Origin of the sequence: Binatus sp. (SeqCode), from assembly GCF_049584895.1 — a bacterium.
GTDB lineage: Bacteria > Desulfobacterota > Binatia > Binatales > Binataceae > Binatus.
This window is the reverse complement of the sequence record NZ_JBAUYR010000102.1, coordinates 12,775-26,870: the sequence shown is the minus strand read 5'-3', so window position 1 is coordinate 26,870 and position 14,096 is coordinate 12,775. Positions and strand designations below refer to the sequence as shown.

The window sequence follows — 14,096 nt, the reverse complement described above, 5'->3', positions numbered from 1 at the left end:
CAAAGGAGCCTTGTCAGGCAGCTTTGGATCTCGTCAGCCGTTTGATTGCCGGCGCGAGCGGGCGTTCGGCGTCGCAGTACTCTTGCCATGCAGTGCTCTTAGCGATGAGACCGGGAGCGGTGCGAATTGTGAAGCGCAGGGGATCGAGCCCGGGGCGCAACTGCGTCCATAGCAGCGGCATCGAGACAGGCGCGCCGTCGCGAGCGCGAGGTGACAGAGGCGCTACCGCAGTCGCGGTGCGGTCGTTACGCAAGTAATCCAGGTAGATGCGGCCGGTGCGCTCCTTCTTCGTCATCTTCGCGAGATATCGCTTGGGATTGTCGGCGGCCATTTGAAGGCAGAGGTCGCGCGCGAAGGATTTGGCGTCGCTCCAGGAAATTTCGCCCTTCTTCGCACGGCTGAGCGGCGTCACTACGTGTATCCCCTTGCCGCCGGTCGTTTTGCAAAAGCCGACGAGGCCAACGGCTTCGAGCCTGTCGCGAATTTCGCGCGCGCCCTCAATTACCGAATCGAAATCAACGCCCGGCGCTGGATCGAGATCAAAAACCAAACGCCCGGGCACGTCGGGATTTCCGGGCTGGCAGTTCCACGGATGCAGCTCCAGTCCCGCGAGTTGCGCAATTTCCGCAAGACCCTCCACTCGATCGATTTGAAGGTAAGGCTCTTTGCTGCCCGAAACCTTGGTCAGCGTCAGCATGCTCGACGTTCCCGGCATCGCATGGCGCTGAAAAAAATGTTGGCCGTGGATGCCGTCGGGCGCGCGAACAATCGAGCATGGCCGCCCCTTCAGATGCGTGATCATCCAGCTTCCGACGGCTTCGTAATAGCGCGCCAGCTCCAGTTTGGTGACCGGCTTGTGATCTCCGGCGTCGGGCCACAGAATTTTCTCCGGCTTCTTGACCGTCACACCCGTAACGACGGTATCGGCGGCTGGCTTCGCATCTGAGCTGGAACTCGTCGTCGATCTGGACTTCGTTTTCTTGCGGGTTCGCGGCGTTTCGGCCTCATCACGATTGGAATTCCACACCGCGTCAGCCGACGCCTTGCCGCCCTTGAGCATAAAGGGCTTTGGCTTCGGGCCCTTGCCGCTCGCAATCTCGGTCATCGTACGGCCCGACGCCACCGATCGATCGTCGTCCAGTGCGTCGTCGCTGCCCTCGCGCGCGAACTCGTCGCGATGCTTGATCAGCAGCCAGTTGGTCCGCTTGCCGCCACTGCGATCACGTTTCATCCGCACCAGCACCCAACTTCCGTGCAACCGCTGGCCATCCAAACTGAACTTCAAGTTTCCGGATTTGAGCTGATCCTCCGGCGATCTATCGCCTTCGGGCGTCCAGTAGCCGCGGTCCCAAAGCATGACCGTGCCGCCGCCGTACTCTCCTTCAGGAATAGTGCCCTCGAAGTCGCCGTATTCCAGCGGATGATCTTCCACTTCGACCGCCAGTCTTTTTTCCTTGGGATCGAGCGAAGGTCCCCGCGGCAGCGCCCACGATTTGAAGACGCCATCAAGCTCGAGTCGCAGATCAAAATGAAGATGCGACGCGTCGTGCTTCTGAATCACGAACCGCCGACGAGCGGACGGAGCAACCGCGACCTCTCCGCTCGGTTCGGCGGTCTTGTTGAAATCACGCTTGGACCGGTACTTTGAGAGCTTGCTATCAGCCATCGACCGGCCACTACTCAGTCAACATTCTGCTTAGGAACGAATCCGGTAGCTCCCTTCATAGGTCCATCGGTGACGGTTACGACGGCGCCGTTGTCATCGCTGGTAACAACCTGAACGGGAGTCTGGTCGTCAAGCTGCTTCGCGGCCAGGTTCTGCTTCACATCGCCAACGACTCCAACCACTCCGCCTTCTTGTTTCTCGTGAGAGGTATGCAGATAAGTCTGTTCGTCGGGATACATCGGGACCGCGTGTTGATTGCCGGTCACGACCAATTTGTGGGTCAGGACCGGTCCGACCGGCTGCTGACAACCGATGATCGCCATTGTGAAAAGTGTGCCTAGCACAAATATCATTGGCAAGTATTTCATTATATCTTGAGCCTCCAAAAGATTGTCACCTCACTTCCAAGCAAAAATGAGCATTGGACGTGCCAACTTTTGGATTGAAATTCTCAGACGTAAACCAAAGAGAATTAATTCTCTCTGTAGAAATTACGCATCGCGAAGACGCTCACTCGCCACTGAAGATCACCTGCGCATGATTGAAGAAGGCGACCAACGAGACTCCGCCTATCGTGTTCCCGATCAATACCGGCGCCAGGTAATCGACCAGCATGTGGCGCCATGACAGCGCGCCGCGGGCGACCAGAAAAAACCCATCGACCGATCCTGCGATACCATGCGGCAGATTGCCGAGCGCAACCAGGTAGGTCATGACGACGATAATAAAGGCGCGCGAGGAATCCGCCCCCGGCATCATCCAGACCATCAATGCTATCAGCCAGCCCGCGACCACTCCGCGCGCCAGCAACGAGCTCCATCCGACAAACACTGCGGTCGTCGCGATATCGGCGAAGGCTTTCGTTGCCTCATGCCCGAACAGGTCGAAACTCGCCAGCGCCCATGCAAACATGCACGCACCCGCAAGATTCGCGAGCAGCACCACGACCCATAGCCGGAGCACCTGCATCAGAGTCGGCAGATCGCGTAGCGTGAACAGCGGCAGCATGACGGTCAGAGTATTTTCCGTATAGAGCTGCTGGCGTCCGAGAATCACCGCCAGGAAGCCGACGCTGTAACCGAAACAAGACACCAACGGCCGCCAACTCGTATCCGCGAGATGAGCCCGGATCAGTCCGCTGGCAACCAGTGAGAATCCAATCGAAAGGCCCGCCGCCATCCCGGACCAGATCAGCGCACCGATAGGCCGCCTTAGTTCCCCTTCACCCTCGGCACGAATCGCCTCATGAATCACAGCCGCGCGAGGCGCGGTGCGTTCCTCGGCGACACGGCGCTCGGCTCGACTTAGATCAGCCGCCGGAGCCCCAGTGGGGTCTCCCGACATTGTCGTGGCCGGTTGTGTTTTCGCGGCCCGCGATGGTTTTTTCGTCGCGGAGTCCGTGGATCGGGTTCGAGCAGCCATTCTCTGCGTCTGCGAACTAAGTGCTGTCGCGATGCGACGAATGCGATGCGCGGCAATCGTCGTGACCGCAATGGCAATCAGTCGCGCCTTCGTCGCGCGTGTCGGACTCACACTCGTTAGAACAAAATTGGTTCCCGGGTTCTGCTTCGCAGGAACAAGCGTCGTGCCGGCATTTCATAGTCTCACCTCGAGCCGTAGTGCCATACAGAAACACTGGAGCGGTATGAGCAAGTCCTCTGCCACTCGACCAGTGGCATAGCGCGGGCAAGATTTATCGGGGGAATACGGTCTGGCGTGGCGAGTTGCCCCGTCGTTAGGATGTAATTCTTTCAGCTTTGTCACGTTTTTCTGATCGATAAGCGAACTTCTCTCGAATAAATCTGGCCCGTCTCTTGCGTTTTTCCTCATCAATCGACACCGGAGTAACTTCTCATGTTGGAGTTGGGATACGCGCTTTCCAGCGAGGAATTTGGGCCCCCCGATCTCATAACGAACGCGCGCACCGCGGAAAGCGTCGGCTTTCAGTTCGCGCTGATTTCAGATCATTTCCATCCATGGACTAACCAGCAGCCGCACAGTCCTTTCGTGTGGAGCGTGATAGGCGGGATTTCGCAGGCGGTAAAAAATCTCAGCCTCGGCACCGGGGTGACCTGCCCGCTCATGCGCTACAACCCCGCGATCATCGCGCAAGCCGCCGCGACTTCAGCGGTGATGATGCCCGGCAGATTCTTTCTTGGCCTCGGCACCGGCGAAAACCTGAACGAGCACATCACCGGAAAGCATTGGCCGCCCGCCCCGCAACGACAGGAGATGCTCGAAGAGGCCGTCGCCGTGATGCGGCTACTGTGGCAGGGCGGATGGCAGACTCACCGTGGCAACTACTACACCGTCGAGCAGGCGCGGATCTTCACGATGCCCGCCGAGCCGCCCCCAATCATGATCGCCGCGTCGAAGCCGGGCTCCGCGGAACTCGCCGGCCGTATCGCCGATGGACTCATCAGCACCGTGCCCAAGCGCGAGTTGGTCAAGCGATTCGAACAAGCTGGCGGCAAGCACAAACCGCGCTACGGCCAGGTCACCGTCTGCTACGCGTCCAGCGAGGACGAAGCCGCGCACATCGTGCGCAAGCAATGGCCCAACGCCGGCATCGACGCACCATTAATGACCGATCTGCCGTTGCCGAAACATTTCGAGACGGTCGCGGAGTCGATGCAGCCGGACAAGATTACCGAGGACGTAATTCTCGGTCCTGATCCGCGCCGCCATATCGACGCCATCAAGAAATTTGTCGATGCCGGTTACGATCACGTCTACGTGCATCAGATCGGCCCGCAGCAGAGCGAGTTCCTGCATTTCTATGCCGACAAAGTTCTGCCGCATTTCAAAGTCGATTCGAAATCGTCGAACGGTTCATCCAATGGATCGAAACGAAAAACTCGACACGACAATCATCGAACGGACGAATCGCATGCCTGACCTCTCTCTAGTCCCCAAGGTCCGGTTCCCCTTCCCACCATGGGAAGGAGGGGTTGGGTCGCAGGCGTCGAGAAGACACTCGTCAAGGATCAATCGCCGTGAACAAGACACTCGATGGGAAAAAAATCGCAATTTTGCGCACCGACGAAGGAGGATCGCGATGACCAAACTTGAAACCCTGGATAACCTCGTCAAGACCTGCGTGGATAGCGCGGAGCGTTATCGTCGAGCCGCCGCCGACGTCGGCAAAGAGAAGCTGGTGCAATTCTTCAAACGGCAGGAAGCGGTCCGCCGCCACGATGCCGACGAACTTAATCTCGAGCGCAAGCGACTCGGCGGTGAGGGCGAGCGGCCGGGCAAGGAATCAGGCAGCGTCGCCGGCTTCATCGATCGCGCCGAGATGGATCTCAACGTGGTAATGAGCATGGGCGACACTGGCGTCGTCGAATGGTGTCTCGAGGACGTTAAACAGGTTATTTCCGAATACCAAAAAGCTCTGCAGCAGGATTTTCCCGCGACGACGCGCGCGACGCTCGAACGGCAGCTCTCCGAAAATCAGGCGACGCTGACGGGGCTCGAAAAAATATTAAAGCCATACGGCCATCCACGTTCCTGACCAAGCGGTGGCACAGGCTTTAGCCTGTGATTTTCTGAAATCGCGCAGCGGTCCTCTTTTGACCCAAACTGACTGGGCCTCAGTCACCGCTCTCATCAGGATGGGATATGGATTGATCGCCTCGCCCTTCCACCAACTCTTGTCGGGCCCGAGCTTGAAGATCGCGAAATGCAATTGAGGCGCATCCGGCTGCGCATCGCCGGTGCTACCGACGTATCCGATCACATCACCGCGCGCGACCGGCATTCCTTCGCGGATGTCCGCGTAGTGATCCAGGTGCGCGTAGTAGAAGCAGTAGGCGCTCGATCGATCGAATTCGTAGATAGTCAGCCCGCCCTGTCGGCTGATAAAAACCTTGCGAATGATTCCGTCGGTGACCGCGCGAATCGGCGTGCCGCGAGGCCTCATTATGTCGATCGCCTCATGACGATGCCCGTGGTGAATCTCGTTGAAGGAATCGTGGAGCTCCGTCGTCTTTAGTGAATCCAGCGGCGGCCCAATCTTCAGCTGCGAATCTTCAGCGGCTGTCACGAAGCCCGGCTCGAAGATACAAAGGCAAAACAATACGACCACCAATTTCTTTGAAAGAATGACTCTGAGATTGAAAAGATTGCTTATACGCATGCCCATATTGAGCAAACAACGGTCCGGGAATCGAAGCCTTTTGGTCGCGGCGAGAACCACGGAGTCATGAACTGTGAAAAAAATATCCGGAAAGTTTTTCCGCAAACCTGAAATCGCCTCTCGCTTATATCTGACTTCGATTCCTTTTATATGAAGATACTTTAGTCTTTAAGCGGCTTTTCTTGGTTTTGCTGATCTGCTACCTCAACCGGCACGTTTTCTGCTTTCCACTCGCAGCTTTCGTTATTGCGGCATTCGTTTTGTGACCATGGACTGGGTCAGTGCCGGGGAGATTTGAATGGCGGTAGTCCATCGAGCGGGATGCAATTCCTCTACCTGCAGGTTCGGAATTTTTCGGACCGTCGTCCTCCTCAAATTGCATCCTGCTCATTTTTTCAAATCTCCAATCGTCTATCGAGCAGGGTGCAATGCCCACCTCCTACAGGTTCGGAATCTCCGGACCATCCTCTCCCTCTCATTGCATCCTGCTCAACTCTTTCAGTTTTTAACGCTTCAGTATTGAGTGCCGCTCATACCAGAATCCTCTAAAGGAGCTATCCAGGTGGAATTGAATGATTCGAATCGCGGTCAGCGGTCGGCCGACGGCAGCCAATTGGCAGACAATGAGGCTATCGCCGGAAACAAGACCAACGGTAAGTCCCGTCGAAACGGACATCGCGCTTCCAACCCGGACTCTGATGAGCGACGTTTCAGAAACCTGATCAAGGCATTGACTGCGGCCGGTCGAGGCGATTTTTCGGTTCGGCTCAAAATCACGCACAAGGACGCGCTGCTCGACGAACTCGCGAGGGGATTCAACGCGATCGCCGAGCGCAACGAAGCGATTACCAGTGAGATTATCCGGGTCGAGAATGCGGTCCGGCGCGAAGGGCGAATGACCGAGCGCGCGACCGTGAGAGGCGCCCGCGGCGGATGGCAGGAAATTGAAGATTCGATCAATTCGCTGATCGGGGGACTGGTCCAGCCGACCACTGAAGTCGCCCGCGTTATCGGTGCGGTCGCGCTAGGCGACCTGCGACAGAAGATGGCGCTCGAAATCGACGGCCAGCCGGTTAAGGGCGAGTTCCTGCGAATCGGCACCACGGTTAACGCGATGGTCGATCAGCTCAGCTCGTTCGCCGACGAAGTTACCCGCGTCGCCAAGGAAGTCGGCACCGACGGCAAGCTCGGAGGCCAGGCGCAAGTCAAAGGCGTGTCGGGCACCTGGAAAGATCTCACCGACAACGTCAACGTGCTCGCGCGCAACCTGACCGACCAGGTGCGAAACATCGCAACCGTCACGACCGCGGTCGCCAACGGCGACTTGTCGCAGAAAATCACGGTCGATGTTAAGGGCGAAATCCTCGAACTGAAGAACACCATGAACACCATGGTGGATCAGCTTCGAGCGTTCTCCGCGGAAGTTACGCGCGTCGCGCGCGAAGTCGGCACCGAGGGAAAACTCGGCGGCCAGGCCGAAGTGAAAGGCGTGTCGGGCGTGTGGAAGGACCTGACCGACAACGTCAATTTCATGGCGTCGAACCTGACCACCCAGGTGCGCGGCATCGTCAAGGTCGTGACCGCGGTCGCCAACGGCGACCTGTCGCAAAAATTGGTCGTGGACGCGCGCGGCGAGATCGCAGCACTGGCCGACACCATCAACGGCATGACTGCAACGCTGGGCTTGTTCGCTGAGCAGGTTACCGACGTGGCGCGTACCGTCGGCGTGGAAGGAAAGCTGGGTGCGCAAGCCGAAGTTCCGGGCGTCGCGGGCACGTGGAAAGATTTGACCGACAACGTCAACCTGCTCGCGAACAATCTTACCGCGCAGGTCAGAAACATCGCGGAAGTTACCACCTCGGTCGCGAAAGGCGACCTTTCGAAAAAGATCACCGTCGATGCGAAGGGCGAAATCCTCGAGCTGAAAGACACCATGAACACGATGGTGGATCAGCTCAACTCGTTCGCGTCGGAAGTTACCCGCGTCGCGCGCGAAGTCGGCACCGAAGGAAAACTCGGCGGCCAGGCGGAAGTCCGCGGCGTGTCGGGCGTCTGGAAGGACCTGACCGAAAACGTCAATTTCATGGCGTCGAACCTGACCACGCAGGTCCGCGGTATCGTTCGCGTCATCACGGCGGTTGCCAACGGCGACCTGTCTCCAAAACTCGAGGTCGCGGCCAAGGGCGAGATCGCGGCATTGGGAGATACGCTCAACGGCATGACCAAGACTCTCGCGATCTTCGCCGAGCAGGTCACCAGCGTCGCGAAAACGGTCGGCGTGGAAGGAAAACTGGGCGCGCAGGCCGAAGTGCCGAACGTCGCCGGCATCTGGAAGGACCTGACCGACAACGTCAACCTGCTCGCAAATAATCTGACCGCCCAGGTCCGAAACATCGCGGAAGTCACGACCGCCGTCGCGAAAGGCGACCTTTCGAAGAAAATTTCGGTCGACGTCAAAGGCGAGATCCTCCAGCTGAAGAACACTATGAATACGATGGTGGATCAGCTGCGATCGTTCGCATCAGAAGTCACCCGCGTCGCCCGCGAAGTCGGCACCGACGGAAAACTCGGCGGCCAGGCGGAAGTCCAGGGCGTCGAAGGTATTTGGAAAGACCTGACTGACAACGTCAACGTGCTGGCCGGCAACCTGACCGACCAGGTCCGCGGAATCGTCAAGGTCGTTACCGCGGTCGCCAACGGCGACCTGTCGAAGAAAATCTCGGTCGATGTCAAAGGCGAGATCCTCGAACTGAAGACCACGATTAATACGCTGGTCGATCAACTGAACTCATTCAGCGCGGAGGTTACGCGCGTCGCGCGCGAAGTCGGCACCGAAGGAAAACTCGGCGGCCAGGCGGAAGTTAAAGGCGTGTCGGGCGTCTGGAAGGATTTGACCGACAACGTCAATTTCATGGCGTCGAACCTCACAACCCAGGTCCGTGGCATCGTCAAAGTCGTGACTGCGGTCGCCAACGGCGACCTGAAACAGAAACTGGTCGTCGATGCGCGCGGCGAGGTCGAAGCGCTCGCCGTCACCATCAACAACATGACTGACACGCTGAGCACGTTCGCCGAGCAGGTCAGTACCGTGGCCCGCGAGGTCGGCGTCGAAGGAAAACTCGGCGGACAGGCGCGCGTCCCCGGCGTCGCAGGCACGTGGAAAGACCTCACCGACAACGTCAATTTCATGGCCTCGAACCTCACGACCCAGGTCCGCGGAATCGTCAAAGTCGTGACCGCGGTCGCCAACGGCGACCTCACCCAGAAACTGATCGGTGTGGAAGCGAAAGGCGAGATCGCGGCGCTGGCCGACACGATCAACAGCATGACGGAAACTCTGAGTATCTTTGCCGACCAGGTCAGCACTGTGGCCCGCGAGGTCGGTATTGAAGGGAAACTGGGCGGTCAGGCCCGCGTGCCCGCGGCGGCAGGAACTTGGCGCGACTTGACCGATAACGTGAACCAACTTGCAGGTAACCTGACCGCCCAAGTGCGCGCGATCTCCGATGTCGCCACCGCAGTTACCAAAGGCGACCTGACGCGATCGATTAAGGTCGAAGCGCTCGGCGAAGTCGCAGCGCTCTCCGACAACATCAACCAGATGATCGTGAACCTGAAGGAGACCACGCAAAAGAACCAGGAGCAGGACTGGCTCAAGACCAACCTCGCGAAATTTTCCAGCATGATGCAGGGCCAGAAGAACCTCGAAGCAGTGTCGCGAATGATCATGTCGGAGCTGACGCCCCTGGTCTCCGCGCATCAGGGCGCGTTCTTCCTGATGGATACCGAAGAGGGCGCTCCGATCCTCAAGCTCACCAACACCTACGCATATCGCGAACGCAAAGGCGTCGCGAATCGATTCCGGATTGGCGAGAGCCTGGTCGGTCAATGCGCGCTCGAGAAAAAGAGCATCCTGGTGACGCACGCGCCGCACGATTACATCCACATCAGCTCCGGTCTGGGCGAGGCGCCGCCGCTGAACATCATCGTGCTGCCGATTCTGTTCGAGGGCGAGGTCAAGGCCATAATCGAGCTGGCGTCGTTCAACACCTTCAGCGCGATCCATCAGATCTTCCTCGATCAGCTGACAGAGAGCATCGGCGTCGTCCTCAACATGATAATGGCCAACATGCGCACCGAGGAATTGCTGCAGCAGTCGCAGAGCCTCACGCAGGAATTGCAGAATCAGTCCAAAGAACTGACCCATCAGCAGGACACGCTGAAGAACACCAACACTGCGCTCGAACGGCAGGCACTCGAGCTCGAGGAAAAAGCCAAACAGCTCGAAGAGCAGAACACCAAGGTCGAGATCAAGAATCGCGAGGTCGAGCAGGCGAGAAAGTCCCTCGAAGAAAAAGCCGAACAGCTCGCTCTCGTCTCGAAGTACAAGTCCGAGTTCCTCGCGAACATGTCGCACGAGCTGCGCACTCCCCTTAACAGCCTGCTGATCCTCGCCAAGGTGCTGTCCGACAACAAGGAGGCGAACCTCAGCGAGAAGCAGCTCGACTATGCGCGCACGATTTATTCTTCAGGCACCGATCTGCTCAAACTGATCAGCGAAGTTCTCGACCTCTCGAAGGTTGAGGCGGGCAAGATGGCTATCGAGGTGCGCCAGCTTCAGACCACGGATCTGGTTGAATTCGCCGAGCGCAGCTTCCGCGCGCTGGCCGAGGAAAAAGGCCTCAGCTTCTCAATCGAGGTGGCGGCGGGAGTCGCTGAAGAGATTCGCACCGACCGCCAGCGGATCGAACAGGTGCTGAGAAACCTGCTCGCCAATGCGATCAAATTCACGGAAGAAGGCTCCGTGAAATTCCGGATGGATATGGTCGAGCCGCGCCGCGACTTCGACAGCGAAGCGCTCCGGGGCCCCAGCAAAATCCTGGCCCTGTCGGTCACCGACACTGGAATCGGAATCGCGAAGAACAAGCAGCGCCTCATCTTCGAAGCCTTCCAGCAAGCAGACGGCAGCACCAGCCGGCGTTATGGCGGCACCGGTCTCGGACTCTCAATCAGCCGCGAGATTGCGCGCGCATTGGGCGGCGAAATTCACGTCGAGAGCACGCCCGGCGAAGGCAGCACCTTCACGCTCTACATGCCCGTCAGCTACGGCAGGGACATCGAATTGTTCGGTACCCGCGAGGACGACGCTGAATCGCAAGCTAGGCTGGTCGATCAGATCGAAGAAAAAGTTGCGGAAACGACCGGTGCGGTGCGTGACTTCCTGGCCGCGGAGCCGCCGGTGCCCACGCTCTCGAGTGAAACGCTCGACAGCCTGAAGGGCAAGACGGTTCTGATCGTCGACGACGATCCGCGCAACATTTTCGCGGTCAAGACCCTGCTCGAAGGGCACGGGATGAAGACGCTGCACGCGGAAAACGGGCGCGCCGGGATCGTGATGCTCGAGCGTCATCCTGAAATCGACATCGCGCTCATCGATATCATGATGCCCGAAATGGACGGCTACGAAACCATGCGCCTGATACGCGCGAATCCTGCCAAGCGCTGGCTGCCGATGATCGCGGTGACCGCTAAGGCGCTGAAGGAGGACCGCGAGCGCTGTATGGCGGCGGGGGCCTCGGATTACCTGGCCAAGCCGATCGACGATGGGCAGTTAGTCGAGCTGATTCGAATCTGGGCGGGTGCAGGCTCGCCGCTCCAGGCGTCGGTATAATGCAGGAATCTGAGCGTCAGTGGACGATCTTGAGCACAGTGCAGATGATGAGGTTCGGATTACCGAAATGAAAACACTGCAGCAAGCATCGCGTCCTGAGAGATTGCCGGCGCCGGGGGTGAAAGCGAGCATCCTGCTGGTGGATGACCGCCCGGCGAATCTGCTGGCGCTCGAGGCAATCCTCGATCCGCTCGATCAGCGCCTGGTGCGCGCCACCTCCGGCGAAGAAGCATTGCAAAAACTCGAAGAGGAAGAATTCGCCGTCATCCTGATGGACGTGCGGATGCCGGGGATGGACGGGCTGCGCACGGCCGAAGTGATCTGTCAGCGCGAGAGCTCGGCCCGAATTCCGATTATCTTTCTGACCGCTGTCCCGATTGGCAACGCCGACGTGGTAAGCGGCTATGAGCGCGGCGCCGTCGATTTTCTGCTCAAGCCCTTCGATCCCGAAATTCTGCGCTCGAAGGTGTCGGTCTTCGTCGATCTGCATCAGAAAGAGCAGATGATCAAGCGCCAGAGCGCGCTGCTGCGTCAGCGCGATCGCGAGGCCTTCGAGCGCCGCAGCGAGCTGCGCTTTCGTTCGCTGATGGACGCGTTGCCTCAATGCGTGTGGGTCGCGCGCGCCGACCTGACTTTCTACTATTGGAACCAACGCGCCGTCGATTACATCGGGGTCCAACCGACGATGGCTGTCCCCACCGAACGCTTTTTCGAATTCGTGCACCCAGACGACCTGCCCACGCTCAAAGCAGAATGGGAACTTTCGACCGCAAACCTGCACACGATTGAGATCCAGATTCGTCTGCGGCGGCATGCCGACGGTGAGTACCGATGGTTTCTGATGCGTGGAGTTCCGCAACTCGACGAATCGGACGGCGTCATCGGATGGATCGTCGCGGGCACCGACATCGATACCGAGCATCACGCGTTGCAGGAAGCCGAGGCCGCGAGCCGGATGAAGGAGGAATTTCTGGCGACCGTATCGCACGAGCTGCGCAACCCGCTCAACGCGATCATGGGATGGGTCCATCTGCTGCGCTCTGGAAAGCTCGACATACCCAAATCTTCGAAAGCGTTGGAGACGATTGAGCGCAATGTGCATATGCAGACCGCGCTGATCGACGACATCCTGGACGTTTCCCGGATCATGCGCGGCAAGATCAACCTCACTTTCCGAACTGTTCGCATGAGCACCGTGGTCGAGGCTGCTCTCGCTGCCGTTCGGCCCACGGCAGACGCCAAAGGCGTCACGCTTGAATATGAGATGGCGGCGGATTCCGACGAAATCAGCGGCGATGCGGATCGACTCCAGCAGATCGTCTGGAACCTGCTCTCCAACGCGATCAAGTTTACTCCGCGCGACGGCCGCGTCACGGTTCGGGTCGAGCGGCATGACGATGACTTGACGCTCACCGTGCGCGATACCGGCCAGGGAATCTCGCAGGATTTCCTCCCGCATGTGTTCGACAGATTCAGCCAGGCCGAGAACGGCAGCACTCGCGCGCACGGAGGCTTGGGGCTGGGGCTGGCGATCGTGCGTCATCTGGTCGAACTCCATGCCGGCATCGTCGAAGCCGCCAGCGATGGCGCCGGTCAGGGCGCTACTTTTTCGGTGAGACTGCCGATCAAGAACTCCAAGGGCGCAATCGCCGGCAACGACGACGCCGAGGCCCTAGCACAGCCTGGGAAGCTCGAAGGAGTTTCGATACTGGTCGTCGATGACGAGGCTGACTCCCGCGAAGTGCTGGCCGAGCTCCTGCGTCAATATGGCGCGCAGACTCGCACCGCTTCGTCCGCCGAGGAGGCGCTCGCCGAGATTGCCCACAGCACGCCGCAGGTTCTGCTCAGCGACATCGGTATGCCGTCCGTCGACGGCTACGAGCTTGTCCGCAGAGTTCGCGAGCTGATCCCGGAGACCGACATGCTTGCGATGGCGCTGACGGGCCTCGGTAGCGCGCACGATCGGAAACGGGCGCTGACCGAGGGATTCCAGGTCTGCATGGTCAAGCCGGTGGAACCGGAAAATCTGGTGGAAGCGATCAAACAGCTACTACCGCTGCGCCAACAATCCTCGCAGTAGCTTTCGCGACACGTCCACGTCGGAAGTCTGACTCTCACTATTAGGCTCGAGAAAGAAGTCGCGATCCTGCCTGGACAGGATCGCGACCTTCCTTTACCGGACTTATGTGAAGCTATTCGTTACTGTTAGCGCTAGGACTGTTAGGCGGAGGACTCAGACTAGGCACGCCATTAGGCTCCTGTGTGGTCGAGTTCCCAGTGGTCTCGCTTGAGCCGGCATTCGCTCCCGAATTCGCCGCCGAAGGATTCATAGGGCTCCCCGGGCTCATAGAACTTCCCGTGTTGTTCGCGCTAGCCGCTGAATTCATCGCGCTGACACCTGGATTGCTTGGAACGTCAGACCCTGCCGGCCCCGGCACCGAGCCGGCCACTGGCCCTGAGCTTCCGGCGCTTGCGGCGCTGCCGCCTCCCATGCTTCCACCGCTAGTGCCGGTAGCGCCCGATCCGCCAGCCGATCCCGACGCGCCTGCTCCGGCGCCCCCAGCTCCGCCGCCCCCGCCTCCGCCGGCACCTTGAGCAAAGGCACTCACAGTAAATGTCGC

The 14,096-nt window shown here is 59.1% G+C and carries 9 protein-coding genes; 5 read left to right on the top strand and 4 right to left on the bottom strand.

Annotated elements, in window-relative coordinates; all coding sequences use genetic code 11:
- Positions 1-13 precede the first annotated feature (13 nt).
- The 3 genes from ligD to WB650_RS17860 form a co-directional block, all read right to left on the bottom strand.
- A complete protein-coding gene (ligD, locus tag WB650_RS17870) occupies positions 14-1,666 on the bottom strand; it encodes a non-homologous end-joining DNA ligase (RefSeq protein ID WP_423961425.1) in 1,653 nt (550 codons plus the stop codon).
- Positions 1,667-1,680: 14 nt separating this feature from the next.
- Positions 1,681-2,034, bottom strand: a complete 354-nt coding sequence (locus tag WB650_RS17865) for a hypothetical protein (RefSeq protein WP_422307391.1) — start codon at positions 2,032-2,034, stop codon at positions 1,681-1,683.
- Positions 2,035-2,176: 142 nt separating this feature from the next.
- On the bottom strand, positions 2,177-3,010 hold the full coding sequence (locus WB650_RS17860; protein ID WP_423961423.1) for a formate/nitrite transporter family protein: 834 nt from the start codon (positions 3,008-3,010) through the stop codon (positions 2,177-2,179).
- 510 nt (positions 3,011-3,520) lie between these two features.
- Here WB650_RS17860 and WB650_RS17855 point away from each other — a divergent pair.
- On the top strand, positions 3,521-4,564 hold the full coding sequence (locus WB650_RS17855) for a TIGR03557 family F420-dependent LLM class oxidoreductase (RefSeq protein WP_422307395.1): 1,044 nt from the start codon (positions 3,521-3,523) through the stop codon (positions 4,562-4,564).
- A gap of 160 nt (positions 4,565-4,724) precedes the next feature.
- Positions 4,725-5,180: a PA2169 family four-helix-bundle protein gene (locus tag WB650_RS17850; RefSeq protein ID WP_422307397.1), complete on the top strand. Its 456-nt coding sequence runs from the start codon at positions 4,725-4,727 to the stop codon at positions 5,178-5,180.
- Here the strand turns inward: WB650_RS17850 and WB650_RS17845 are convergent.
- Positions 5,151-5,804 (bottom strand): M23 family metallopeptidase, encoded by a 654-nt coding sequence (locus tag WB650_RS17845; protein ID WP_422307399.1) that lies wholly within the window; start codon positions 5,802-5,804, stop codon positions 5,151-5,153. The two genes, WB650_RS17850 and WB650_RS17845, sit on opposite strands and share 30 nt — an antisense overlap.
- 631 nt (positions 5,805-6,435) lie before the next feature.
- Here WB650_RS17845 and WB650_RS17840 point away from each other — a divergent pair.
- The 3 genes from WB650_RS17840 to WB650_RS17830 all read left to right on the top strand — a co-directional run bounded on the left by WB650_RS17840 (position 6,436) and on the right by WB650_RS17830 (position 14,070).
- On the top strand, positions 6,436-11,475 hold the full coding sequence (locus tag WB650_RS17840; protein WP_423961513.1) for a HAMP domain-containing protein: 5,040 nt from the start codon (positions 6,436-6,438) through the stop codon (positions 11,473-11,475).
- 67 nt (positions 11,476-11,542) lie between these two features.
- Positions 11,543-13,555 (top strand): response regulator, encoded by a 2,013-nt coding sequence (locus WB650_RS17835; RefSeq protein WP_422303743.1) that lies wholly within the window; start codon positions 11,543-11,545, stop codon positions 13,553-13,555.
- A 197-nt stretch (positions 13,556-13,752) separates the two neighbouring features.
- The gene (locus WB650_RS17830; protein WP_422303744.1) at positions 13,753-14,070 is read left to right on the top strand and encodes a hypothetical protein; all 318 of its coding nucleotides are present in this window, start codon (positions 13,753-13,755) and stop codon (positions 14,068-14,070) included.
- The last annotated feature ends 26 nt before the right edge of the window (positions 14,071-14,096 follow it).